At 36.7% G+C, this 25066-nt stretch carries 25 protein-coding genes and 1 pseudogene; 16 read left to right on the top strand and 10 right to left on the bottom strand.

The genetic code is table 11. The annotated features are described in order from the left end of the window. The first annotated feature begins 148 nt into the window (after positions 1-148). The 3 genes from mprF to RCG17_RS03345 all read left to right on the top strand — a co-directional run bounded on the left by mprF (position 149) and on the right by RCG17_RS03345 (position 3860). Positions 149-2683, top strand: coding sequence for a bifunctional lysylphosphatidylglycerol flippase/synthetase MprF (gene mprF / locus RCG17_RS03355; RefSeq protein WP_308173860.1), 2535 nt, complete (start codon positions 149-151; stop codon positions 2681-2683). Positions 2684-2872: 189 nt separating this feature from the next. After that, complete coding sequence (locus tag RCG17_RS03350; RefSeq protein WP_308173859.1) at positions 2873-3364, top strand: Hsp20/alpha crystallin family protein; 492 nt, start codon at positions 2873-2875, stop codon at positions 3362-3364. Between the two features lie 88 nt (positions 3365-3452). Continuing rightward, entirely contained in the window at positions 3453-3860 is a 408-nt protein-coding gene (locus RCG17_RS03345; protein WP_308173858.1) for a hypothetical protein, read from the top strand. Between the two features lie 40 nt (positions 3861-3900). Here RCG17_RS03345 and RCG17_RS03340 read toward each other — a convergent pair whose 3' ends face one another. Further along, positions 3901-4143, bottom strand: a complete 243-nt coding sequence (locus tag RCG17_RS03340; RefSeq protein ID WP_308173857.1) for a YkuS family protein — start codon at positions 4141-4143, stop codon at positions 3901-3903. Positions 4144-4256: 113 nt separating this feature from the next. Here RCG17_RS03340 and RCG17_RS03335 point away from each other — a divergent pair, with 113 nt between their 5' ends. Next, a complete protein-coding gene (locus tag RCG17_RS03335; protein WP_308173856.1) occupies positions 4257-4394 on the top strand; it encodes a YuzL family protein in 138 nt (45 codons plus the stop codon). 76 nt (positions 4395-4470) lie between these two features. On the opposite strand, the pseudogene RCG17_RS03330 reads toward RCG17_RS03335, so the two are convergent. Next, positions 4471-6089, bottom strand: a pseudogene (locus RCG17_RS03330) (ABC-F family ATP-binding cassette domain-containing protein). A gap of 244 nt (positions 6090-6333) precedes the next feature. Here RCG17_RS03330 and RCG17_RS03325 point away from each other — a divergent pair. Further along, complete coding sequence (locus RCG17_RS03325; RefSeq protein ID WP_308173855.1) at positions 6334-6468, top strand: hypothetical protein; 135 nt, start codon at positions 6334-6336, stop codon at positions 6466-6468. 240 nt (positions 6469-6708) lie between these two features. On the opposite strand, the gene RCG17_RS03320 is transcribed toward RCG17_RS03325, so the two are convergent. Beyond that, the gene (locus RCG17_RS03320) at positions 6709-8070 is read right to left on the bottom strand and encodes an aspartate kinase (RefSeq protein WP_308173854.1); all 1362 of its coding nucleotides are present in this window, start codon (positions 8068-8070) and stop codon (positions 6709-6711) included. A 273-nt stretch (positions 8071-8343) separates the two neighbouring features. On the opposite strand from RCG17_RS03320, the gene RCG17_RS03315 reads away from it, so the two are divergent. Genes RCG17_RS03315 through narI form a run of 7 tightly spaced genes read left to right on the top strand, consistent with a single transcriptional unit; the run spans position 8344 to position 15857 of the window. Continuing rightward, on the top strand, positions 8344-8775 hold the full coding sequence (locus tag RCG17_RS03315; RefSeq protein ID WP_308173853.1) for a hemerythrin domain-containing protein: 432 nt from the start codon (positions 8344-8346) through the stop codon (positions 8773-8775). Between the two features lie 23 nt (positions 8776-8798). After that, a complete protein-coding gene (locus tag RCG17_RS03310; protein WP_308173852.1) occupies positions 8799-9095 on the top strand; it encodes a hypothetical protein in 297 nt (98 codons plus the stop codon). Positions 9096-9111: 16 nt separating this feature from the next. Further along, positions 9112-9408, top strand: coding sequence for a hypothetical protein (locus RCG17_RS03305; RefSeq protein ID WP_308173851.1), 297 nt, complete (start codon positions 9112-9114; stop codon positions 9406-9408). Beyond that, positions 9389-13054 carry a nitrate reductase subunit alpha gene (locus RCG17_RS03300; protein WP_308173850.1) on the top strand — a complete coding sequence of 1222 codons (3666 nt, stop codon included), beginning with the start codon at positions 9389-9391 and terminating at the stop codon, positions 13052-13054. The genes RCG17_RS03305 and RCG17_RS03300 overlap by 20 nt, the downstream gene beginning before the upstream one ends. Then, positions 13044-14546 (top strand): nitrate reductase subunit beta, encoded by a 1503-nt coding sequence (narH, locus tag RCG17_RS03295; protein ID WP_308173849.1) that lies wholly within the window; start codon positions 13044-13046, stop codon positions 14544-14546. Before RCG17_RS03300 ends, narH begins: the two co-directional genes overlap by 11 nt. After that, a complete protein-coding gene (gene narJ / locus RCG17_RS03290) occupies positions 14543-15145 on the top strand; it encodes a nitrate reductase molybdenum cofactor assembly chaperone (protein ID WP_308173848.1) in 603 nt (200 codons plus the stop codon). Before narH ends, narJ begins: the two co-directional genes overlap by 4 nt. 16 nt (positions 15146-15161) lie before the next feature. Further along, a complete protein-coding gene (gene narI / locus RCG17_RS03285; protein WP_308173847.1) occupies positions 15162-15857 on the top strand; it encodes a respiratory nitrate reductase subunit gamma in 696 nt (231 codons plus the stop codon). A gap of 22 nt (positions 15858-15879) precedes the next feature. Here the strand turns inward: narI and RCG17_RS03280 are convergent, their stop codons facing one another. After that, a complete protein-coding gene (locus tag RCG17_RS03280) occupies positions 15880-16035 on the bottom strand; it encodes a hypothetical protein (protein ID WP_308173846.1) in 156 nt (51 codons plus the stop codon). Here RCG17_RS03280 and RCG17_RS28225 point away from each other — a divergent pair. Next, positions 16018-16329: a cold-inducible protein YdjO-related protein gene (locus RCG17_RS28225; protein WP_374120893.1), complete on the top strand. Its 312-nt coding sequence runs from the start codon at positions 16018-16020 to the stop codon at positions 16327-16329. The genes RCG17_RS03280 and RCG17_RS28225 overlap by 18 nt on opposite strands. Before the next feature lie 39 nt (positions 16330-16368). Here RCG17_RS28225 and RCG17_RS03270 read toward each other — a convergent pair whose 3' ends face one another. The 5 genes from RCG17_RS03270 to yhfH (RCG17_RS03250) form a co-directional block, all read right to left on the bottom strand. After that, entirely contained in the window at positions 16369-16611 is a 243-nt protein-coding gene (locus tag RCG17_RS03270) for a transcriptional regulator SplA domain-containing protein (protein ID WP_308173845.1), read from the bottom strand. A 13-nt stretch (positions 16612-16624) separates the two neighbouring features. After that, complete coding sequence (locus RCG17_RS03265) at positions 16625-16810, bottom strand: hypothetical protein (RefSeq protein WP_308173844.1); 186 nt, start codon at positions 16808-16810, stop codon at positions 16625-16627. A gap of 102 nt (positions 16811-16912) precedes the next feature. Further along, positions 16913-17041, bottom strand: coding sequence for a protein YhfH (gene yhfH, locus RCG17_RS03260; RefSeq protein WP_308173843.1), 129 nt, complete (start codon positions 17039-17041; stop codon positions 16913-16915). A gap of 70 nt (positions 17042-17111) precedes the next feature. Further along, positions 17112-17240, bottom strand: coding sequence for a protein YhfH (gene yhfH / locus RCG17_RS03255; RefSeq protein WP_308173842.1), 129 nt, complete (start codon positions 17238-17240; stop codon positions 17112-17114). Between the two features lie 75 nt (positions 17241-17315). Then, a complete protein-coding gene (gene yhfH, locus RCG17_RS03250; RefSeq protein WP_308173841.1) occupies positions 17316-17450 on the bottom strand; it encodes a protein YhfH in 135 nt (44 codons plus the stop codon). Between the two features lie 254 nt (positions 17451-17704). Here yhfH (RCG17_RS03250) and RCG17_RS03245 point away from each other — a divergent pair, with 254 nt between their 5' ends. From RCG17_RS03245 to RCG17_RS03235, 3 genes are all read left to right on the top strand, one after another. After that, on the top strand, positions 17705-19885 hold the full coding sequence (locus RCG17_RS03245; protein WP_308173840.1) for a PAS domain S-box protein: 2181 nt from the start codon (positions 17705-17707) through the stop codon (positions 19883-19885). A gap of 134 nt (positions 19886-20019) precedes the next feature. Continuing rightward, entirely contained in the window at positions 20020-22080 is a 2061-nt protein-coding gene (gene fdhF / locus RCG17_RS03240; protein WP_308173839.1) for a formate dehydrogenase subunit alpha, read from the top strand. Between the two features lie 209 nt (positions 22081-22289). Next, the gene (locus RCG17_RS03235; protein ID WP_308173838.1) at positions 22290-23312 is read left to right on the top strand and encodes a LysM peptidoglycan-binding and 3D domain-containing protein; all 1023 of its coding nucleotides are present in this window, start codon (positions 22290-22292) and stop codon (positions 23310-23312) included. Between the two features lie 71 nt (positions 23313-23383). Here the strand turns inward: RCG17_RS03235 and RCG17_RS03230 are convergent, their stop codons facing one another. Then, the gene (locus RCG17_RS03230) at positions 23384-24907 is read right to left on the bottom strand and encodes an MFS transporter (protein WP_308173837.1); all 1524 of its coding nucleotides are present in this window, start codon (positions 24905-24907) and stop codon (positions 23384-23386) included. Between the last annotated feature and the right edge of the window lie 159 nt (positions 24908-25066).

The following is a 25066-nucleotide window of genomic DNA, read 5'->3' as shown; positions in this document are numbered from 1 at the left end:
GGAGTTGGTACGATTACAGTTTTGAACAGAACAAATACTGTCAACAATGATAGTACAGGGAATCTATCTGTCACAGTAGGTAAATATTTCTTTGTTTTTTTTAGCCAACAGTTTATATTTAAATCAGTAATGAAATTAGGAGATCATCATGGCGGGGATTAAAAAAGAAAGAATTTTTACAACGGTTAAATTTATTTTTCCTCTTTTTCTATTGATATTAGCTATTTATGAAATAAAAAAGTTTGCTAAAGGGGTTAATACTGAATTACTCGAGCAAGAAGTTAGTCACTTACATATTAGTATACTTGCACTCATACTAATCATTACATTATTTTCAACTTTCCCAATGTTTTTTTACGATTTAATCCTAGTCCGTGTTCTAGGTCTAAATGTACCAAGGGATGAGCTTTTGGAATATTCATTTATTGCCAATTCGTTTTCAAATTTAATCGGGTTTGGCGGACTTATAGGAGCAATGCTACGAACATTTTTTTATCATGATTTTGAGCACGATCGAAGGAAACTTGTTGTTGGGATCACATCTGTCTCACTTTTTTATTTAACAGGGATTTCATTATTTTCTTGGGTTGTTACCATCGGCTACCGCCACTTTTCACTATTTCAAAAAGAACATTGGCTGTATTTTGCCGTATTAGCAGTAGGGTTTTATTTACCCATATTTGTTCTTGTCCACATCATTAATGCCAAAAAGGACGAGCAATCGCTAATAACGTTAAACATCGGGGTTAAGCTAGTAGGAATTTCGTTTTTGGAATGGTTTTTTGTTTTTTTAACGATTCTGCTATTAAGTGAGTTACTAGGAATATCTATTGGTGTCAGTAACCTTATTCCTATTTTTATTATCGCTTCCTGTGCAGGGATTATCAGTATGATACCAGGGGGGCTCGGCTCTTTTGATTTAATTTTCATTTGGGGTATGCAAGATTTACATGTTCCTACTGAAAAGGTAATTGTTTTATTGCTATTTTATCGAATTGGTTATTATTTATTACCATTTTTGATCAGTTTGGTTTTGTTTGTAAAATCATTTTGGGTTAAGTGGAATAAGTCCTGGAGTAATCTCCCAAGTGCTATTCTTCAGGGAATTAGTCATGTCATTCTAACATTGCTTGTATTTGCTTCCGGTCTCATTCTACTCCTTTCTGCCAGTGTACCAGGAATCATGTCAAGGATGAGATATGCACAGGAACTACTCTCATTTCCGATTATGAACCTTTCACATCAACTATCTGTTGCTGCTGGCTTTCTTTTATTAGGACTGTCACGAGGAATTGAATATAGTGTAAAGAGAACGTATGAATTAACAGTCACCGCTTTAATTTTTGCAGCGATTTTTTCTATCTTTAAGGGAATTGATTATGAGGAAGCAATTTTTCTAATTATTGTTGCGATTCTTTTAAGGCTGGCAAAAGGGCAATTTTATCGGGAAAGCTATGTTATGACATGGGGAAAAACATTCTTCGATGTTACTCTTGTCCTTATTATTACATCCATGTACCTGATTATAGGATATTCCAATTTACCGTCTGCAAAAAGATTAATTCCAAGCAAATTCCAACAATATGTAATCGTCGACAGCCACGATTTATTTTATAGTGCAATCATTGGTCTTTTAATTGCCTTTATCATCTTAATGTTTGGTTACTTAATCAGCAATCCTAAAAAGTGGGTAATGGAACCATCCATTCATCAAGAAAAGGAAATTATCAAACATTTACAGGAATATCAAGGAAAGAATTTATCCCATTTGATTTTTTTACATGATAAGTACATTTTTTGGAATCGAAAAAAGAATGTGTTGATTACTTATCAGCAATATGCTGACAAACTTGTTGTACTCGGTGACCCAATAGGGGAAAAAAATGACATCTCTTCAGCAATTGAAGAATTTCAGCAAATTGCAGATATCCATGGATTTACGCCAGTTTTTTATCAGGTAAGTGACGAAATGCTTTCCTATTTGCATGTAGGTGGGTATGCATTTTTTAAATTAGGTGAAGAAGTTCTGGTAGATTTAAATTCATTGTCTTTCTCAGATAAAAAACAAGAAACTTTACAAGTAACAGCTGATAAGTTTAAGCGAAAAGGATATTCGGTTTCTATTATTAAACCGCCATATTCTAGTGATTTATTAAATAAATTGCGGACTGTTTCGGAAGAATGGCTTCGGGGCAGCAGAGAAAAAGGTTTTTCTTACGGTTTCTTTGATGAAGATTATTTAAACAGAACGGAAATTGCCCTTGTTAAGGACCAGAACTCAGCTATAATTGGTTTCGCTAATCTAATACCAGTGTATGATGACCAATTGACATCATCCGTTGATTTAATGAGAATTTTGCCAAATGCTCCGGCTGGAATCACCGATTTTCTGTTTTTATCTTTGTTAAGCTTGGCAAAAGAAAATGGATACCAACGTTTTAATATGGGAATGACTCCGCTTACTAATGCCGGCTTATCCCGATTTTCGTTTTTAAGTGAAAGGATTGCGGCCCAAATTTTCTTACACAGTCATTTCATTTATAACAATGTGAGGTTAGATCGATTATCAGAAAATCAAATAAGAATTTGGGAACCCAAATTTTTGGCATACCGCAGAAAATCTTCACTCCCATTTACAATGATGCAAATATCATTATTAATATCTAAAAAACGTGAGAAATAAGTATCTCGTATATCAACTCAAAAAGCCGTCATTTGAAACGGCTTTTTGTTTTTTACAATTGTTAAAGAGATATGATTACGCTTCTTATGCATATAAATAATTGAGTGTTCTATTTTGCTCTAGATGAAAATTTTTCACTCTCTTTTTAAAAGATACTGATGACTTTTATGGTTTAAGGGATGTGAATAAATGGATATAGAAAAATTAAAACAATGGATGGAAGTCGCCCAGAATATGCAGGGGGGAGAGTTTTGGAATAATATATTTGATCAAGACTTTGCCAAACAATTTCTTGATGACCAGCCATTTAAAACAGCTCCAGAATCTTCAAAGGGTGAACCGCGCGAAAAACAGCAAACATCCCAGGTGTTTCCGATTATTGAGCTGTTAGAGGGAGAACAAGAAGTATATGTTATTATTGAACTCCCAGGATTAAAAAAAGAAGATATCGAGCTAGGGATAGCGGGAGACGTTTTAACCATAAAAGGAATAAACAGTCCGATCTATTCTCAATTAAAAAGAACATACTCGGAAAGGTTTACTGGAGAATTTCAAAGACAAATTAAATTACCCGACACGATTTCTCCGAATCAATTAAACGCTCGGTATTGGAATGGACTCCTGATTGTTAGCTATCCTCGAGCATATTCAAGAGTTGAGATTATCCCGATTGATGAATAAAGGGTAGTTCCAGCTTTTAAATGGACATGTTAAAACCATCGTTTCCATATAATTAGATAAAAAGGTTTAATTAAGGGGCGTTTACTGAATGTCATTAAAAGGTTTATTCCAAATATTCAGTAAAGATGATTATGAACAAGAATTAAAGAAAAAGATATCCTTCTTAGAAACAAATATTGAAGAATTAAAGGAAACCATTGCTAAAATCAAACTGGAAAAACAAGAACAACTAGAAGCGAAGGACCCGCCGATTATCATCGAAAAAGTCCATATAGATAAAATCGTTCTTGATAAATATGAACTAAATAACAATTTTGGGCAATTAGGGATCAAGGAATTAAAGGGAAAATTAAACATTGGTGCAACATATGGAAGTGAATTTATTCCAAAGCCAAATGAGGAAGAAAACAAACGAACGTTAACGAAAAAGAAAATGGAGAAAACTCAAACTTCAGAAGGACCTAAAGTGAATCTTTATGCAAAAAGAGATGATTAAAAAAGACTAAAGGGGAGATGTTCCTTTAGTCTTAAATAACTTATCTAATTCTGCTTTCAACCTCTTGGCATACCTCGTCTGCGGACATCCCGTTCGCATCGATGACGGAGCCTTTCGTGGAAGTATCCTGTATACCCATAACGTTCGAATCAAGTCCGGTTACGACACAGCAGTCGCAGTCGTTTGCGTCGGATTCCTGCTTTAACTGTACAACATCATATCCTTTTTGACGAAGAGCCTGTTGTACATTTGTAAGAGATTGTTCTACTCCAATCTTTGCCATCCAAAAACACCTCCTCCTGATATTAACTTGCCACAGTTTTATCCCAAATATTCTTAAGTAGCATCGTATAAGATGCTTACTGAATTCTAAAGCTAATAAATGGAGGTGTAATTATGGGAAGACGTAAAGCAGATCCATCAACAATTGGTTTATCCTCTCCACAAGTAGAAGGCCAAGGGACAACAACAACAGAAACAGGCAGCAAAATGAGTTCATCCGCAAATAAAAAACAAAAGCAACATAGCAAATAGGAAATGTGAAAATACCTATTGAGCTTTGGAGTTGGACAAAAAAGGCATAACGGTTTACTCGTTATGCCCATCATTATTATTGATACATATCTGCGACTTGCTTCTGCAAATCAGTACTTTCGAGATATTCATCATAGTTCATTTGTTTATCCACTAGACCTTTTGGAGTTAATTCGAAAATGCGATTGGCAATTGTTTGAATAAACTGATGATCATGGGAAGCAAATAAAAGGGAACCTTTGAAATTGATTAACCCGTTATTTAGTGCTGTAATGGATTCCAAATCAAGATGGTTTGTTGGTTCATCCAAGAGGAGTACATTTGCTCCGCTTAACATCATTTTGGAAAGCATGCAACGAACCTTTTCGCCCCCTGATAAAACACTCGATTTTTTAAGTACCTCTTCCCGGAAAAAAGCATTCTCCCTAAAAATCCACGCAAAAAGCTTTCGCTATCATCTTTAGGAGAAAACTGACGAAGCCAATCAACAAGATTAAGCTCACTATTTTCAAAGTACTCTGAGTTATCTTTTGGAAAATAAGCTTGAGATGTAGTGATTCCCCATTTAAAGGTGCCACTGTCTGCTTCCATTTCACCCATTAAAATTTTAAAGAGGGTTGTTTTAGCTGTCTCATTTGGACCAACAAGAGCAATTTTGTCTCCTTTATTCATTACAAAGCTTATATTATCCAGTACTTTAACACCATCGATTGTTTTTGTAAGCCCTTCAACCCTAAGGAGATCATTGCCAATTTCACGATCTGGTGTGAAACCAACGAAAGGATAACGCCGTGATGATGGCCTAATATCATCTAACGTAATTTTATCTAAAAGTTTTTTCCTTGATGTTGCTTGCTTTGATTTAGAGGCATTGGCACTAAATCGAGCAATAAAGCTCTGAAGTTCTTTTATTTTTTCTTCCTTCTTTTTGTTTGCATCCTGGGTCAATTTTACAGCAAGTTGGCTTGATTCATACCAAAAATCGTAGTTTCCAACATAAAGTTGAATTTTTCCAAAATCCAAGTCAGCGATATTCGTACAAACTTTATTTAAGAAATGACGGTCATGGGAAACGACAATAACAGTATTCTCAAAGTTTATTAAGAATTCCTCAAGCCATTGGATGGCTTTTATGTCCAAGTGGTTGGTTGGCTCGTCAAGCAGTAAAACATCTGGATGGCCAAATAAAGCTTGAGCAAGTAAAACCTTCACTTTCTCTGAGCCAGTTAATTCAGCCATTTTTTTATCATGGAGTTCTTCCTCGATACCTAGTCCTTTTAGTAGAATAGCTGCCTCAGACTCTGCTTCCCAACCATTTAATTCAGCAAATTCGCCTTCAAGCTCAGCTGCTTTCATTCCATCTTCATCTGTGAAGTTTTCTTTCATATAAATGGCATCTTTTTCCTGCATAACCTGATAAAGTCTTGTATGACCCATAATGACGGTTTTTAAGACTTCAAATTCTTCATATTCAAAATGATTTTGTTTAAGGACTGCCATCCGCTCATTCGGACCAAGCTGCACAGTTCCTGTTTGCGGCTCAATTTCTCCTGATAAAATCTTAAGAAAGGTTGATTTACCTGCACCATTAGCTCCAATTAATCCATAACAATTACCAGGGGTAAATTTTATATTAACATCTTCAAAAAGTTTACGTTCTCCGTATCGTAAACTTACATTGCTTACGGTTATCATGTTTAAATCCTCCAAACACAAAATATGACAAAATTATATCATTTATTAAAGGAAAGGGCGAATTCTTTTTAGTTATTAAGAAAATATAAAAATTTTGCCTAAAAATTTAATTTACAGATAAAACATTAAAATGTCAAGAATTTTAATTGGATTTTTTCGGGAAAAATTTATTAAATTTCACACTTTATTCATAAATATGGTGTAGAATGTTGTTAGATAAGTGAATAAAGAGAAGGTGGAATAAATGGCTAAAAAACAAATTTCGGAGCTAGTTGTTAAACTAAAAAAGGCAGGAATTAAAGTAAGTTTAACCAAACCAAAGTCAAAATACCTTTTATCATTAAATCAGAGTAAAAATTGCACCTCAACTATAAATTAATATAAAATAGCTATTCTTAGTGAATCCAACCGTTACATAACCACTTTTAAAAATCCATTTCCCATCACCTGTTTAATATGGAACTCTTTCATATTGTATTTCAATACTTTTGGTGTATCCCGAACAATATATTATATTGAGAAAAACAGAAATCCCTAATATCCTAATTGCTTTCCATTTTATAAAAATAAAAGGGCTTACCAACAACGGTAAGCCCTTTTAATGATAGCGGAAATTGGATTAAACCATTACACCTACAAAAAATTCTTCGTAAAGTGCTTGAACTGCTTTTTTCTCATCTTTTTCTTTTACCCCAAACATCATGCTTACTTCAGAGGAACCTTGGTTAATCATTTCAATATTAATCGTGCTTCGCGCTAGCGCTTTAGATGCTCTTGCCATTGTTCCAATATTATGGCGCATTCCTTCACCAACTACCATAATTAAGGCGATATTTGGAATAACATGTACCTCATCCGCCTTAAGCTCATGTTGAATTCTGCTAATGATTTCTTGTTCCAAATCTTGGTCCATCTGACTATGACGTAAAATGACAGATAAATCATCTATTCCAGAAGGAGTATGCTCATAGGATAAACCGTAATCTTCTAATATCTTTAATAACCTGCTTCCAAAACCAATTTCCCTGTTCATCAAATATTTGCGAACATAAATATTGCAAAATCCTTTTTCACTGGATATTCCAATCACAGGTCCGTATTGGTTTGTTCGGTGTTTCACGATTAAAGTTCCGGGTGCAGTAGGATTATTTGTATTTTTAACATTCACAGGGATCCCAGCCAGAAAAGCAGGATATAAGGCCTCATCATGAAATACAGAAAAACCACCATAAGCAAGTTCTCTCATTTCTCTAAACGTGATCTCACGAATTTCATTAGGGTTTTTGATTATATTTGGGTTAACAGAATACACTGCATCAACATCTGAAAAGTTTTCGTATAAATCAGCTTTAATTCCATTAGCCAGGATTGAACCAGTTATATCAGAGCCGCTTCGTGAAAAGGTTACTACTTCACCATTTTCGTTATAACCGAAAAAACCTGGGAAGATTAAAATTCCTGATTTTTCACGAAGCCGATAAATACGATTATATGAATCTGGTAATACTTGAGCGTTTCCAGGTTCATTTGTAACAAGCAAACCTGCTTCCTTAGGGTCCACGTAACTTGCTTCAACGCCTTTGTTTTGGAAATAAGCAGCGACAAGCTTAGCGTTATTATCCTCACCACTAGCTTTTAATAGATCGATATACTGCTCTACATTCGTTTTATCAGCGTTTAACCGATTAAGTAAATCCTCACGAATTGTATCAATAATGTTAGGAGAAAGGTCTACATCTTTAGCAATATTCATATACCTTTCTAGTACAGCATTTAATTCTGAATCTGTATTACTAGAAGTAAGAGCTTTCTCGGCAAGTGCAATTAACAAATCAGTCACTTTGATATCTTCTGCAAATCTTTTACCAGGTGCCGAAACAACAACAATTTTTCGCTCTGAATCTGACATAACGATATTAAATACTTTATTTAATTGTTCACTTGAGGCTAAAGAAGAACCACCAAATTTTACTACCTTCATCCTAACATCTCCTGATCAATAAAAATTCTCAAATTTTGTTTCTATTATTACGCAAAAGTCAAAAAGAATCAAGTTTTATTCTTCCTACGGAGGACAAATGTATTTTTTGGATGGAATATAAACAGAAAATAGATTTTTGGGTTTTTCGGTGAGTAGAGGTTTAGAAATAAACCCATTGGAAAAGATTAATATTATTTCCAATGAATTTATTATCTTGAAATAATATCCTGTTGATTAGGATACTATAAAAGCGGGCGAAAGGATGGGACAATATTGTCTGGACCTAGTTTAAAGAAACAAGATGCACATTCTTCCATTCATGAGGCATCTTTAAATGAAGCAAAAGAATTAAATGAATTATTTCGGTTGTGTTTACAGAAAAAACAAAAAGAAAAAGCTTTCCAGGTTGCTGAAGTGCTAGTTGAGCATTGGGAATCGCGAACACTTAAACATGCGGAGGCAGAAGAAGAAGGCTTATATATCGAAATGGTCAAAGAGAACCCTGCGTTACACCATCTTATTATACAACTTACTCGAGACCATGATTTGATGCGGCGTATTGTTGAGAAATTGAAAGTACAGCTTTCAAACAATGACATTAATGAGTGGATGTTAATATTAATGGATTCTCTAGTCGTAATTGATTCTATTCATAATGAAGACGAAATGAATAAACTCCTAAAAAATACAAATGATACTAATTAGCAAGAAATGGAAGGTGGAATGAAATGATAGAGGAACGGTTATTGCGTTTTGCTGCACCACAATTGTATATGAAGATGATTGAAATCTTTTCAAATCACCACATCCATTCGTATGAGGTACAGGCACATGTTTTGAAAAATAACAATGGAATGACTGTTTCATTAAGGTTTTCTTCTGATTTTTCTCTTTCCGTTTCCACAAATATCAGCTGTATACAGGCTGAAAATCCTGATAATTTTGTCATTCAATTTTTTGAAGAAGCAGCAGAAAAATGTAAGTCTATTTTAATTGCTGACTACTATAAAATGATCAAGCTTTAGAAGGAGTTGTAAGTTATTGTTTTCATTTGAATCTGATGCGTTTCTGGTTGATGATCGGGAAGATTTAATAGCTGTATTGCAGATGAGATTTGGTCATCTTACTGGGGCGATAATAGGGAGAATCTATGAAATTGACGATATAAATACATTACAACGTCTCATTTTAGCTGCTGCAAATGCTGTCAGTTGGGACGTATTTGTAGAGGAATTAAGCGCTGGAGAGAGATCATTTCGTTTACTGGGAGAGAATTTTAATCCACTGGGTGAATTTATAAACAGAAGGGGTGGTATAAATGGAAAAAAGCAAAAATAATTTATTGCACTCCCTAAAACACTTGACGCGGGGAGAGCGCATTAATGATGGATGGACAGAGGAAAATCCACGTCCACGTGATTGGGAATCTGTGTACCGAAATCGTTGGGGTCATGACAAGGTGGTCCGCTCTACACATGGAGTAAACTGTACAGGCTCCTGCAGCTGGAAAATCCACGTAAAGGGCGGAATTATCACATGGGAAACCCAGCAAACTGATTACCCTTCAACTGGTGATGATTTTCCTGAATATGAACCAAGGGGGTGCCCTCGAGGGGCAAGTTTTTCATGGTATACATATAGTCCTACACGTGTGAAGTACCCGTATGTTCGAGGGGATCTTTATGCTTTTTGGAAAGATGAGCTTGAAAGGGCCGAAAATCCTGTTAAAGCATGGGAAAATATAGTGACTGACCCCAAAAAACGTGAGCAATATGTTAAAGCGAGAGGCAAAGGCGGGTTTGTGCGCGGATCCTGGAAAGAGGTTTGTCAAATGATTGCCGCTGCCTCAATTTATACAATCAAGAAATATGGGCCTGACAGAGTTGTGGGTTTCAGTCCAATACCAGCAATGTCAATGGTTAGCTACGCAGGTGGTGCAAGATTTTTATCGTTAATTGGCGGTACCATATTAAGTTTTTATGATTGGTATGCTGATTTGCCTCCGGCCTCACCTCAGGTTTGGGGTGACCAAACGGATGTGCCAGAAAGTGGAGATTGGTATAATTCAAAGTATTTTATCATTTGGGGCACAAATATCCCGCAAACGAGGACACCTGATGCACACTTTATGGTGGAATCAAGGTATAACGGCACAAAAGTAGTTGGGGTAAGCCCGGATTACGCAGAATATGAAAAATTTGCTGATATGTGGCTGCCAGCAAAAGCTGGAACAGATGGGGCATTGGCAATGGCAATGACACATGTTATTTTAAAAGAATTTTACGTGGATAAAGAAACTCCTTACTTTATGGAGTATGCCAAACAATATACTGATCTTCCGTTCCTCATAATCTTAAATCAATCAAATGAAAACTTCCGCTCAGATCGTTTCTTGCGGGCATCGGATCTTTCCGATCAGCAAGAACTGGGGGAATGGAAGACAGTAGTATGGGATGAAAATAAGAACAATTTTGCTATTCCCAATGGCAGTGAAGGGTTTAGGTGGGATAACGGGAGTCAGTGGAATCTTGATTTAAATGAAATAAAACCAAAAATGAGTTTTCTTGATGAATCAGATGGTATTGCCCTAGTAGAGTTTCCATACTTCGGAGAAAAGGACGGGGGTGTGGTCAATAGGGGGGTACCAATAAAAAAGATAAAGGACAAGTCTGGGAATCAATTAGTGATTACAACCGTTTTTGATTTAATGCTTGCCCATTCAGGTGTAAACAGGGATTTAATCGGAGATTATCCGACTGACTATAATGATACAAATAGACCATATACACCAGCGTGGCAAGAAAGTATTACCGGTGTAAAAAAAGAACATGTGATTCAGGTAGCAAGAGAATTTGCCGAAAATGCTGCCCTCACAAAGGGAAAATCAATGATTGCAATGGGAGGAGGAACGAATCACTGGTTTCACAGTGATCAAATTTACCGTACCATATTGAATCTTATTTTATTGACTGGTTCACAAGGAGTAAACGGTGGTGGCTGGGCCCATTATGTTGGGCAGGAAAAGGTTCGTCCATTAGAAGGGTTTTCCCAAATTGCCTTTGCAAATGATTGGGTAAAAGCCCCTAGGTTTATGAATGGAACATCCTTCTTTTATTTTGCAACAGAGCAATTTCGATATGAGTACGAAAAAAATGAAGAAAAAACAGAATGGGACAGCAAATATTCAAATATTCATCCAGCAGATTTTAATGCACTTTCAGTCCGTTTAGGCTGGCTGCCTGGTTTCCCGCAGCTTTCGCAAAATTCACTTAACATAATGAGCGAAGCTCGTAAACGTAATCTTGATGATCAAGCAATTGTAGCTGATATTGCAAAACAGCTTAAAGAAGGAAAATTGGATTTTGCGATTGAAAATCCAAATGATCCACGGAATTATCCACGTGTATTTTTCAACTGGCGTTCGAACCTTCTAGGTGATAGTGGAAAAGGACATGAGTATTTTGTGAAGCATTTAATTGGTTCATCTGATTCATTGTTAGCAGAAACTGAGAACTCATGGCAGCCTGAGGATATAAAAATATCGGAAAAGCCCCCTGAAGGGAAGACAGATCTCTTTGTCAGTATGGATTTCCGAATGACAAGCTCTGGACTTTTTTCTGATATTATTTTGCCTGCGGCCACATGGTATGAAAAATATGATATTAGCAGCACGGATTTACATCCGTTTATTCATCCATTTAATGCAGCAATAAGTCCGCCGTGGGAGACCAGAAGTGACTGGGATGCTTTTAGGGAGATAGCAAAAATCTTCTCCGAACTGGCAAAAGAACATCTTCCTGCTCAAGAAGATATCGTTATGGCTCCGCTTGCCCATGATACCAAAAATGAAATTGCTCAGCCGTTTGGGAAAGTAAAAGACTGGCGAAAGGGCGAAGTTGAGGCAATCCCAGGAAAGACCATGCCCAACTTTACAATTGTGAAACGGGATTATCCCCATGTATATGATATGTGGATTACTGTTGGTCCAAATATAAAAACTGGATATGGAACAAAGGCTGTACAATATCCAGGAGAAAATGTGTATGGAGAATTGCTTGATCGCCTTGGAGCATCAAAGCACGAAGGTGTTGGAAAAGGTTATCCTGATTTATTCTCTGATAAAAAGGCAATTAATGCGATACTTCTCATGTCCGGTGCTTCAAATGGAAAGCGTGCGGTTGAAGGATGGAAATCATTGGAGGCAAAAACAGGGAAGAAACTCGCCCAAATTCCTGAGGGACGTGAGGAAGAAGATTATACATTAGATGCACTGACTATTCAACCCCGCCAAGCAATTTCATCACCTGTCTGGACCGGTATGGAAAAAGACAATCGACGTTACTCACCGTTTACTGTAAATAAGGAGTTTCATATTCCATGGCGAACTCTTACAGGAAGACAAAGCTTTTATCTTGATCATGAGGTAATGCTTGACTATGGTGAAGGGCTTCCATTGTATATACCGCCAATAACAAAAGGTGCGTTTATAAAGAATGAGAAAGGAGTCGAAAATCTTGGTAAGTCCATTAGTTTGCGATATATGACACCGCACCAAAAATGGGGGATCCATACTATGTTTACGGATACAACGAATATGGTTCAGTTGTTTCGAGGCTGGCAGGTTGTATGGATGAATGAAGAGGATGGCGCGTCCATTGGGATTAAGGATAATGATTGGATTGAGGTTTACAATCGGAATGGCGTCGTAACAGCAAGAGCTGTTTTGACCTACAGGATGCCGCGGGGCGCAGTCTACATGTACCATGCACAGGATCGAACCATGGGAGTACCAGCAAATACAATTAATAAAGTACGTGGAGGAACCCATAATAGCGTGACAAGAATTGTTCCGAAATCAACCCATATGATTGGGGGATATTCACAATTAAGCTACGGATTTAATTACTATGGACCAACAGGAAGTCAAAGGGACACAATGGCAATTATCCGGCCGTTAAAGGAGGTCGATTGGCGTGAGGATTAAAGCACAAGTGGCTATGGTCATGCATCTTGATAAATGTATAGGTTGTCATACCTGCTCAGTCACATGTAAAAATGTATGGACCAACCGCCCTGGAATGGAATACGTATGGTTCAACAATGTGGAGACAAGACCAGGAACAGGATATCCAAAAGAATGGGAAAATACTGATCACTTTAAAGGCGGCTGGGTGTTACGGAATGGAAAATTAAGTTTAAGGGCAGGGGGACCTGTTTCTAAATTAGCTAATATATTTTTTAATCCAAACATGGCGTCTATGGACGATTATTATGAACCATGGTCCTATGATTTTGAGCATCTTCATAAGCGGAAAAAGGGAGAGAGTATTCCTGTTGCTCGCCCTATATCAACGATTACAGGTAATTATCTCGACAAGCCTGAGTGGGGGCCTAACTGGGATGATGACTTAGCAGGTGGTAGTGAAACAGTCCCAAGGGATCCAAATGTCCGTAAACTTCAGGAACATATTCGGATGGAGTATGAAAAAACGTTTATGATGTACTTGCCAAGGATTTGCGAGCATTGCTTGAATCCATCCTGTGTGGCATCCTGTCCTTCCGGTGCTCTATATAAAAGGGACGAAGACGGAATTGTATTGGTGGATCAAGATGCCTGCCGCGGCTGGCGGTTTTGTATGAATGGCTGTCCATATCATAAGGTTTATTATAACTGGAATACACATAAAGCGGAAAAGTGTAATTTCTGCTATCCAAGAACGGAAGCGGGTCTTCCAACTGTTTGTTCTGAGACGTGTGTAGGAAGAATTCGTTATATCGGTGTGCTTTTATACGATGCAGACAGAGTAAAGGAAGTTGCATCCGTTGAGGACCCAAAGGAGTTATATCCTTCACAGCTTTCAGTCTTTTTAGATCCCTTTGATCCACAAGTAATAGAAGAAGCTCAAAAACAAGGTATTAATTATAGCTGGATACAAGGCGCTCAAGATTCTCCTGTATATAAATTGGCAATGAAATGGAAAATCGCCTTGCCACTGCACCCTGAATACCGAACATTACCAATGGTATGGTATGTGCCGCCGCTTAGTCCAATCATGAGTCATATTACAAATGAACAAGATTTGAGTGCGGATGGATACATTCCTGCTGTCGATCAAATGAGAATTCCTATGGAATACCTTGCCTCACTGTTATCTGCAGATGATACGAGTGTTATTCGAAGGGTACTCTTAAAAATGGCGGCCATGCGTGTCCATATGCGTGCAAAAACAGTTGGCGGTATGGATCATTTGAAAACAAGTAAGCTCCTTGAAGAAGCAAATACGACACCTGAGGAACTTGAAAGTATGGCACGATTACTTGCTGTGGCGAAATATAATGAGCGATTTGTAATCCCAACTGGACGTCGTGAAATGGATGAGGATTTAGATTATAAAAGGGGTGCATGCAGTCTTGAAGAGTTGGCACCGCCAGAAGGAATGGTAACAAATCCATTTGGAAGAAGTGATGTTCAATGAAGAATGATCGTAAAGCAATTTTGCTAATCCTGGCTCGTTTCTTAGATTATCCCGATGAGAAGTTTTTTGAAGAATATCCCGATGTTCTTTCATTCGTCAATGAACATCTTTCTTCCAAAAAAATTCGTAATAATGTGATGTCGAGAATAAAACCTCTAATGGATATGTCAAAAAAGGAACTACAAGAGCTCTATGTAGAGACTTTTGACCAGAGGGAAAAAACAAACCTTTATCTAACCGCTCATGAAATGGGTGATAGTAAAAAACGTGGAGCAGCATTAATCAAGTTACAAATGCTGATCGCTGAATGTGGTTATGAATATATTGGAAAAGAATTGGTTGATTATATTCCGATGATTTTAGAACTCTTAGCTGTAGCTCCAGAGCACGAGAAGTTTTTGCTGCTGTCCCGCCGAGTAGCTTATGCTATCCACCGAATATTAAATCATCTTTCCTGCGATCACCCTTATTACCAACTGATTGAACTGTTAATGCTGTATGTCTTTGAAAAACCAGAAGCAGAAGAAATTTCGATTTTGGAAAATCTTCGTGAAGAAGCAGACTTGGATGAGCTTCCATATCCAATGATGTATCGTTGAGGAGGAAAGGAAAATAATGGAGATTATTTTTTGGTGGACTATTTTTCCTTATATTTGTGGAACTATTTTAGTTATTGCTACCTTCTACCGGTTTGTTTTTCGCGGAAAAAGCTGGACAGCCCCTTCGACGGAAATTTTTGAAAAGAAGTGGTTAAGGATTGGATTGGTGGTATTCCATTATGGGATTGTATTTGCTTTTATTGGACACATTATGGGGGTTTTGATTCCACTTGAGGTTTATAATGCAATGGGAATTAAGGACCAAACCTATCATTTCTTTGCTATTGCAGGTGGTGGAGTGGCTGGTTTAATGGTTGTGATTGGTTTGATCGTTATTTTGATCCGTAAATTTACTTTTCCTCGAGTTCGTGCTCACACAACAGGCGGTGGTTATTTTACAATTGTTTGGTTGTTACTTGTGGCGGGATTAGGAACTTTTATGACCCTTGTCTATAATACGACTATTGGTGAGTATGAGTATCGTTTATCAATTGGTCCATGGTTCAGAAGTCTATTTACATTTAATCCAAGGTCAGACCTAATGTTAGGAGTTCCAACCCTTTTTAAGGTCCATGTTATTTGTTCCTTTATTTTATTTGCAGCCATTCCATTTACAAAACTGGTTCATATGTTTAGCTTTCCTTTACGATACCCAACACGAGCTCCCCAGCAATATCGATCCAGAGATGGATATAACAAAAATAGCAGATAAATTAATTAAAAATAACAATGGTTCAAATAGAATCATTGTTATTTTTATAAAAGTAATGAAGAGCTAAATAATCTTTCACTTCATTGTAGCTGGCACCCGATTGCTTATTCATTCTTTTCACTTCATCAATATCGGTTCCAACAACTGTATATTTTTTGTTGTGATTGTAATTTGTCATTTCATTCACCTCGTTTTGTATAACATAGCTAATTTATTAGTCCTTTTTTTAATAAATGGGCAAATTTTACGCATACTAAAAAGGTGGATAAAAAAGGAGGCGTTTCCTATATTTTATGGTAAAAGAAACACCGAAGAGAAAATTGAAAATATACTAGTTAATACAGAAGTATTTTCCTGTACTGATGAAACTTGTAATGGCTGGATGAGAAAAGAATTTGCAACAGATGATTTACTCTGTCCAATGTGTGGTAATCAAACAGTCCAAGAGTTTAGAGAACTGCCACAAATATAAAGAGTATAGGGCTGCTGAAACTTGGCAGCCTTTCCATTTTTAATCAAATTTATATATTTCCTCATAAGCTTTTTCCGCATCCTCGGCAGAATGGAAAAATGCATCATCATCCTCAATAACATGAAAGGTATCATTAATAAAAAGGGCTAATTGGTTTGGGTCCTTTGGATGTTGAACAATTTCTGCAGCTTTTATGTTCGATACCGACGGTATATGTGGATTACGATAAATCACAAACACTTCATCCCCAGGGTTAAGATTCTTTACTTCAATCCTTTCCATTATAAAACCATCCTTATAGATTTTCATTTTGCTGGCGGATTTCATCCCCGCTTATAATCGTGTTCGCTTCCTCTAAAGACTCATGTTGATCAACGGAATCTCCAGGTACGTTTTTTTGATTTGAAAATATGCTTCCGTTATTAATGGTAACTTGGACTTTTTTAGGAGCATTAGTAAGGTATTCTTCTTTTTTAGGCATTAAGTCATCTCCTTTTTTAAAGCATTTACAATAGAGAAAAATGCTATCCATGGAGATTGTTAACAAATTAAAAAACTCCCAATTAATTTGGGAGTTTACATCCTATTCTTCTTTTTTAGCAAGACAGCGTTCACATTCGTACATATAGGATTCAACTTGTTCCTCCATGTGCTGACCACATTCAGGACAAACCTTTCTTGGCGTCGTATTAATAAGATCAATTGATTTCATTTATATCGCCTCCTTTTTGATAGAACAGAAAAAATAATAATTTACCGTTGTACTGCAGACGGGATGAAAATTATTCCTCTTTTTTTGAAAGGCAACGTTCACATTCGGTCATATAAGATTCTGCTTGTTCCTCCATTTGCTGACCACATTCAGGACAAACCTTCTTTGGTAGATTACGAAAAAATTCAACTGGACTCATCAATTGAACCGCCTCCTTTAATAGTACAGTATATTTAAAATCATTTTGTTATAGTACAGAAAATATAAAATTACTTTAGTCAATTTTTTTAGCCAAGCATTGATCACATTCCATCATGTAGGATTCTGCCTGTTCTTCGATTTGCTGACCACATTCGGGACACATTTTTGTTGGTAAGTTTCGGAAAAATTCAATTGGATTCAATAACATTTTAAACTCCTCCTTTTTTAAAACAGATAATTTTAATCCGTCGTGTTATAGTACAGTATAAACAAAAAAGTTTAATTTGTGTAGGCTTTTTTTAAAAAAAATTAAATTTGGCCAAATGTTCCTGTTTTGTTTGTAATGAATCTATTTAGCTCGGGACGATCTAACCATAAATTAAAATATTTTTCTTCCCTAATACCATAGTTTACATTACAATCATAGTAGAAATATGTAGAGATATTGGGGGATGCTCGAAAATGATCGAAATCACGAATACTTATCATCCTATTATCATCTTGATTGCAATTGGATTAACGATCGCAGCATCATATACAGCATTGGATATGTTCACCTTTGTTAAAACTTCCGATTCAAATAAAACCATTTTGTTTTTAGGCGGTACGATTTCTTTAGGCATTGGAATTTGGATCATGAATTTTGTAGGATTAATTGCCGTTGATGTTAACCGTTTTAGGCAATACCAAATCCCAATGACAATTTTATCGATCTTTATTGGAATTGCATTTACGGGGATGGCATTTTTTACCCTTATTGGAAAGGCGGTAAAAAATTATCAATTACTTTTCGCAAGTTTTTTATTAACGCTAGCTGTAATATCTGTTCATATTATTAGTACTTTTGCGATGAACCTGAATTTTAATAATAATGTTGCCTTATTACTCGTTTCTGCTATTTTAATCTTTGGCTCTTTCCTCTTTTCTTTATGGATCCTCTTTTCTTCGAAAAGCTTTGCTCAAGGGAACCAAGTCTGGCGTAAGCCTATCAGCGCAATCATTGTTACTGCTGCGATTGTAGAAGGGCACTTTATTTTAAATCGTGCAGTACAATTAGCGCTATCAAATAATATTGGAAAAGAACAAGGTTCTGTTAGTACATTTATTATTTACCTTGTTTTATTTGTTTCGATTCTAATTTTGGTCGGCCTAATTGGCTCAAGTGTCATTATTAGCAAGAAATTAGAGGTATCTGATACAAATCTTTCCCATTCAATTAAGGAAATCCAAGATATTAACTTTGCTCTTGACCAATCATCGATTGTGGCTATTACAGATCAAAAGGGAATTATTACAAGTGTTAATGATAAATTCTGTGAAATATCAAAATATAGTCGTGAAGAGCTAATGGGCCAGGATCATCGAATATTAAATTCAGGATACCATTCAAGGGAATTCTTTCAGGATTTGTGGAGAACTATTGGCAATGGTAAGGTATGGAATGGAGAAATTTGTAACCGATCAAAAGATGGCTCATTGTATTGGGTGGATACCACGATTGTCCCTTTTCTAAACGCCAATGAAAAGCCTTATCAGTACGTGGCCATTAGAACAGATATCTCAGATCGAAAAAGGGCCGAGGATCATTTAAAAGAAACATTGAAAGAAAATCTTGATATTAAATTCGCACTTGACCAGTCCTCTATCGTTGCTTTTACTGATGCAAGAGGTATCATTACAAGTGCAAATGATAAGTTCTGTGAAATATCAAAATATAACCGTGAAGAGCTTATTGGAAAAAGTCACGGTATCTTAAATTCAGGCTATCACTCAAGAGAGTTTTTCCAGAACCTTTGGAAAACAATTTTGACGGGGAATGTTTGGAAAGGTGAAATACGTAATAAAGCAAAAGATGGATCACTTTATTGGGTAGATACCACGATTGTCCCGTTTATTGATGAAAAAGGGAAACCATATCAGTTTCTTGCGATTCGTAATGACATTACGGAGCGGAAACGGACTGAAGAGATCCTACACCAACAAGACAAGCTCGCTGCTGTAGGACAGCTGGCAGCTGGAGTAGCCCATGAAATTCGGAATCCTCTTACATCAATGAAAGGTTATACCGAATTTTTACAATTGGATGAAAAAGATCCTGAGCGCTTGGAATTTTTAAGTATCATTCTTGATGAAATTGAACGAGTAAACATGATTGTCGAAGATTTTATGGTTCTTGCAAAACCAAAGGCCGTAGAATTAGAAGAGAAAAATGTTATTCCAGTTATTAAGAATGTTGTGTCACTGCTTGAATTTGAGGCACGTAAAAGGCATGTTCGGCTCCATCTTGAATGTGAAGCTGAGATTATTCAAATTGAATGTGATGAAAACAGGCTAAAGCAGGTATTTTTAAACTTTATTAAAAATGGAATTGAAGCGATGCCTAATGGCGGTGATTTATATGTTAGGACGTTTATTAAGGATAACAACGTTCAAATATCCATCCAAGATACCGGTGTTGGAATTCCTGAAGATAAATTGAAAAAACTGGGAGAGCCATTTTTTACTACAAAGAAAAATGGGAATGGTCTTGGTCTTATGGTTAGTTTCAAAATCATTGAAAGCCATAATGGAAAGGTGTTTATTGAAAGCGAACCGAACAAAGGAACAACGTTTAATATTTTTCTTCCAGCTAGAACTGCGTAACAAAAAAGAGTAAAGATTATCTTTGCTCTTTTTTACGTTAATAACGTTATTATAAAAAATTAAAGTTTTAACTTTAAGTAGATTCCTATATTATATATGTAGTAGTTGATGCTGTGAAAAGAGGAGGCAGACGAATGGCAGAAACAAGTTTTGTCAAAACGGTTTGTGGTTATTGCGGCACCGGATGTGGACTTATTCTCGAAGTCCAAAATAACAAAATAATGAAAATCCGTGGTGATAAAGAAGCACCCGTTAATAAAGGGCAAACATGTGTTAAAGGGGCATTTGCCTATGAATACGTTCATGCTAAAAAAAGATTAAATTCACCAATGATTCGTAAAAACGGACAACTTGTTAATGCTTCGTGGGAAGAGGTCTACCAATTTATTGCCGATAAACTAAATGCGATTAAAACACTATGGGGACCTGATGCTATCTCAATGTTTGCTTGTTCAAGAACAACAAATGAATCCAATTATATTACTCAAAAATTTATGAGGACAGCGATTGGAAGTAATAATATTGACGGATGTAACCGAACGTGACACGCTCCAAGTGTTGCCGGTCTGGCAACTGTGTTTGGAAGCGGTTTCCCAACGAATACGTTGGAAGATATTGATAAAGCTGAAGTACTCTTGTTAATGGGTTCAAATACAACGGAAGCCCATCCGATTATCGCGAATCGGATGAAAAAGGCAGCTAAAGCAGGTCTAAAAATTATCGTGATCGACCCTAGAAAGATTGAGATGACAAAGGTAGCACATCGCCACCTGCAAATAAAAATTGGGACAGATATTGCTCTAATAAATGCCATAATTCGGATTATTTTAAAAGAAAATCTGTATAATCCAGAGTTTATCAATCAATTTACCATTGATTTTGATGCTTTGGTAAAGCAGGTTGAACCGTTTACACCTGATTATGCTGCAAGCATAACTGGGTTAAATGTGGAAGAAATCGAAGCGACAGCACGGGAGTACGCAAGTGCAAGTCAAGCAATGATTGCCTATACACTTGGAATAACTGAGCATCACTGTGGTGTTAATAATGTATTCGATATTGCCAATCTTGCTTTGTTAACTGAAAATATCGGAAAACCAGGCAGTGGCATTATGCCGCTAAGGGGACAAAATAATGTTCAAGGTGCAGGTGATATGGGCTGCCTACCAAACCAATTGGCAGGTGCTATGAGTATAACGAATGCAGGATATCGCTCTCGTTATGAAAAGGCTTGGAATGTTACACTTAATCCACAAGTTGGTGACACCCAAACGAGAACATTTGACAGGCTCGAAGAGGGTGAAATAAAAGCCCTTTATGTGATTGGTGAAAACCCGATCCTTGCAGATGTTCATATGAACCATACAAAGAAATTATTCGAGAAACTAGATTTATTAATTGTTCAGGATATCTTTTTTACGGAAATGGCTGAAATTGCGGATGTAGTACTCCCTGCACAATCATGGGGAGAAGTGGATGGAACATATACCAATACGGACCGCAGAATTCAACGCGTCAGACGTGCAGTAGAGCCAAACCCAAATACGAAAGAGGATTGGGAGATTCTTTGTGACATATCCACATTAATGGGTTATCCAATGCAATATAAGAACAGTGAAGAAATTTGGGATGAAGTAAAATCCATTGCTTGGGAGATGTATGGAGGTATATCTTATACTCGATTAGAGAAGGAATATAGTCTTCATTATCCATGCCCTAGTGAGGATCATCCAGGAACATTTATCATGCATACAAGGTTTCAAAACAAAAAAATGTTGGATCAAAACAAAGCACCATTTATCCCAGTTGATTATACTCCGCCACTAGAGTTACCAGATGAAGAATATCCATTTATGTTGACGACGGGAAGAAGATACGAATCTTACAATACGCATTCCCAAACAAGATACTATGCTCCGGGAGTAAAAATAAAACAAACGGAAGAAACGGTGGACATTCATCCAGAGGATGCAAGAATGCTGGGAATAGAGGATCATGAGGTTGTAAAAGTTAGTTCCCGCAGGGGAGAACTGACCGTAAAAGCTAAAGTAACGGAACAAGTTGTGCCGGGTTTGGTGTTTATGAGTTTTCATTGGAGTGAGACACCTACGAATATCTTGACTCTAAACGAATATGACCCGATATCGGGCACAGCAGAATTTAAAGCATGTGCAGTCGCCATTACAAAGATATAATAGTAGAAAAATAAAAAACACGATCATTTGGTCGTGTTTTTTATTAATAGGAAGAATCGTGGATATCAGAATATTCAGCACGATAGAAATATTATTGTAATATAATTGCCATTCGCGTAAAAGATACTTAATATGCTTGTTCTTTGTATTGACAAATTCCATGTTATCATAATTACGGTTAGCAACTAAGAGAACATGGGAGGTAAAAAATGTTTAAAACAATTAAAACACTTATTGCAGTTGCTGCACTCTCAGGTACAGTTGGTGCTAATGTGCAGGCAAAAGAGGTAACTGTCCAAAAAGGAGATACACTTTGGAAGCTATCACAAGTACATAATGCTTCTATAGAAAACATAAAGAGCTGGAATCAACTTGCATCTGAACTTATTCAGCAAGGTGATATTTTAAAAATTGCAAAAAAGAAGCATTATACTGTTAAACAAGGGGATACATTAATTAGTATTGCAAATGAAAATAATGTAACAGCGCAAAACTTAATTGAATGGAATGACTTATATACAAATCTTGTTCATCCAGGGTTAAACCTTGTTATTTTTGATAATTCGGCTACCCTTGGTCAAATGGAACCTGTTAAGCAGGGGGCAGCTAGTACAACAGAAACACCGCTAGAAGGTTCCACAACGGCCACTTCGCCAACACAGACTGGTTCCCAGGTTCCTGAATCGGCGAGTTCATCATCACTTGTTGATACAATTACCCATCAAGAAAATGCAACAGTACCTGTGAATAACAGTTCAGAAACAGCCGTACAAGCGGCTGCACCAACACCAGCAGCACCTGCATCAGAGTCAACACCTACAGCTGTACAAGTACCAACGCCGACACCAGCAGCACCTGCGCTAGCACCGACACCAGCACCAGCACCAGCACAAACATCGGCGCCGGCAGCACCAGCACAGGCAGATACGCAAAGTGCAGCACCTAAGGAAATTACGGTTAAAGCTACTGCATATACTGCAGACTGTGAGGGTTGCTCGGGTATCACAAAAACTGGTGTGAATCTAAAGGCAAATCCAGATGAAAAAGTCATTGCTGTTGATCCATCAGTCATCCCTCTAGGTTCAAAAGTCTATATCGAGGGATATGGTGAAGCAACTGCAGCCGATACTGGGGGAGCTATTAAAGGTAATAGGATTGATGTTTATATGCAAAATGAAAGTGATGCACTCCAATTTGGTGCAAAAGAACTTACTGTTAAAATATTAAACTAAAAACTGCCGGCGGGCAGTTTTTTTGTAGGGAAATAAGCCGAATTTACACGGCTCGGCCCTCAAGTTTGGGGTTAAAGTTTGTCCTTATTCGCATATTCTTTTTCAATCACATTCATTTCTTTAAACATTCCAGCATAGTTTTTGGTTTCACCAGCTTCGTTTTTTATGGAAGTTATTGTTAGCCACTCCTGGTAGATCTCTTGATTTTTACGTTTGTTCCAAATTGGACCTCTCCAAACTCCGTTTGAGAGCAATTGATCCCACATATCTTTATAATAATTCTGGTCATGTTCACCCGATTGCAGAACACTTGGTGTTTTTCCGACCACCTCTTCTTCCTCATAACCAGTTATCTTTGTGAAAGCCGGATTTACTTTTTGAATGATTCCATTTGAATCTGTAATACAAATACCTTCATCTGTATAGTCGATAATTTTTGCAGAGATATCTAACTTATCTTGGTAATATAACCATACAACTAATACCAGGCTTGCTAACGAAAATTCTGATAACGACATAAAACCAATCGCATAATGACCTGTAATATTGAACAAAATTGTTAGAATAAGCGGCGGGAAAAACCCCCCGAGTCCACCCATTGCAGCCACGATCCCATTTACGATTCCAGCTTGTTTCGAAAAATATAAAGGAACTAATTTAAAAATAGCACCGTTGCCGATCCCTGCACAAAATGCAACGAGTAAACAACCAAATGAATAAATTGGAAGTGAAGGGGTAAATGAAAGCAGAAATCCTGCAAAAGTAAGACCAAAAAAGACACCCATTAGAATAAGGAATGGGTTCATTTTATCACCTAACCATCCACCCACGGGTCTAAATACCGTCGCCAATGCAATGAATCCAGCCGTTCTTAATCCGGCATCCACTTTGTTTAGACTAAAATAATTAACTAAAAAGGAAGGTAAATAAATTGTAAATGCAACAAACGATCCAAAGGTAATAAAATAAAAAAGACTTAATAACCATAATTTAGGGTTACGATTAACACTTTTCAATTGCTCCGATAATGAGTTATTTTCTTTTTGTTCCTTTTTATCACCAAAAAGGAAATTAATAATAGCAAAAACGAGAACAATTAACAGAAAAATTTTAATTGTTGATCTCCAACCTATCGTATTTGCCAAAACTGGTGCGGAAAACGATGTGATAGCGGTTCCAATATTTCCTGCACCATAAATTCCATTAATAAATCCATGTTTCTCTTTTGGATAATACTTTGGCAGGGATGTGACTCCAATTGAAAAAACAGCACCCCCAATTCCCAGTAAAAACCCGCCAAGAATTAACATGAAAAAGGAATGTGCATAGCTGATTAACGCGATTGGGAGCAATAAAACCAAAAAACTTATCGAAAATAAAGTTCGTGCCCCCAATTTATTTGTCCAGTATCCGATCGGTACTCGCAGGATCGAACCAAGTATGACGGGTACAGCAGTTGCCCATGCTTGCTGTGTTGATGTAAGTTCAATATCAGTGTGTATGTATGGCATTAATGAAGAAATAAGAACCCATACCATAAATCCTGCAATTAAACTAGCAGTTTGAATAATTAAATGTTTTGCTCCGTGATTCATTCATGTCCCCCTCGTTTTAAGATAATATGTTTTACTTTTTAACCCAAAGGTGAAGTTTTCATACTTATTATGAGAGTTTCTTCTGAGTATTATAGATTTTTAACAAAAATATTACTGTGAATAAGTTCACATTTATAAAAATTTTGGTAATAAAATTGT

The sequence above is a fragment of the Neobacillus sp. PS3-12 genome (genome assembly GCF_030915385.1).
Taxonomy (GTDB): domain Bacteria; phylum Bacillota; class Bacilli; order Bacillales; family Cytobacillaceae; genus JAEVLT01.
This window is presented reverse-complemented; position numbering and strand designations above follow the sequence as displayed.

Coding starts and splice junctions, on each gene's coding strand:
- mprF (WP_308173860.1), top strand. CDS start 149: ATGGCGGGGATTAAAAAAGAAAGAATTTTTACAACGGTTAAATTTATT.
- RCG17_RS03350 (WP_308173859.1), top strand. CDS start 2,873: ATGGATATAGAAAAATTAAAACAATGGATGGAAGTCGCCCAGAATATG.
- RCG17_RS03345 (WP_308173858.1), top strand. CDS start 3,453: ATGTCATTAAAAGGTTTATTCCAAATATTCAGTAAAGATGATTATGAA.
- RCG17_RS03340 (WP_308173857.1), bottom strand. CDS start 4,143: ATGGCAAAGATTGGAGTAGAACAATCTCTTACAAATGTACAACAGGCT.
- RCG17_RS03335 (WP_308173856.1), top strand. CDS start 4,257: ATGGGAAGACGTAAAGCAGATCCATCAACAATTGGTTTATCCTCTCCA.
- RCG17_RS03325 (WP_308173855.1), top strand. CDS start 6,334: ATGGCTAAAAAACAAATTTCGGAGCTAGTTGTTAAACTAAAAAAGGCA.
- RCG17_RS03320 (WP_308173854.1), bottom strand. CDS start 8,070: ATGAAGGTAGTAAAATTTGGTGGTTCTTCTTTAGCCTCAAGTGAACAA.
- RCG17_RS03310 (WP_308173852.1), top strand. CDS start 8,799: ATGATAGAGGAACGGTTATTGCGTTTTGCTGCACCACAATTGTATATG.
- RCG17_RS03300 (WP_308173850.1), top strand. CDS start 9,389: ATGGAAAAAAGCAAAAATAATTTATTGCACTCCCTAAAACACTTGACG.
- narJ (WP_308173848.1), top strand. CDS start 14,543: ATGAAGAATGATCGTAAAGCAATTTTGCTAATCCTGGCTCGTTTCTTA.
- narI (WP_308173847.1), top strand. CDS start 15,162: ATGGAGATTATTTTTTGGTGGACTATTTTTCCTTATATTTGTGGAACT.
- RCG17_RS03280 (WP_308173846.1), bottom strand. CDS start 16,035: ATGACAAATTACAATCACAACAAAAAATATACAGTTGTTGGAACCGAT.
- RCG17_RS03270 (WP_308173845.1), bottom strand. CDS start 16,611: ATGGAAAGGATTGAAGTAAAGAATCTTAACCCTGGGGATGAAGTGTTT.
- RCG17_RS03265 (WP_308173844.1), bottom strand. CDS start 16,810: ATGCCTAAAAAAGAAGAATACCTTACTAATGCTCCTAAAAAAGTCCAA.
- yhfH (WP_308173843.1), bottom strand. CDS start 17,041: ATGAAATCAATTGATCTTATTAATACGACGCCAAGAAAGGTTTGTCCT.
- yhfH (WP_308173842.1), bottom strand. CDS start 17,240: ATGAGTCCAGTTGAATTTTTTCGTAATCTACCAAAGAAGGTTTGTCCT.
- yhfH (WP_308173841.1), bottom strand. CDS start 17,450: ATGTTATTGAATCCAATTGAATTTTTCCGAAACTTACCAACAAAAATG.
- RCG17_RS03245 (WP_308173840.1), top strand. CDS start 17,705: ATGATCGAAATCACGAATACTTATCATCCTATTATCATCTTGATTGCA.
- RCG17_RS03235 (WP_308173838.1), top strand. CDS start 22,290: ATGTTTAAAACAATTAAAACACTTATTGCAGTTGCTGCACTCTCAGGT.
- RCG17_RS03230 (WP_308173837.1), bottom strand. CDS start 24,907: ATGAATCACGGAGCAAAACATTTAATTATTCAAACTGCTAGTTTAATT.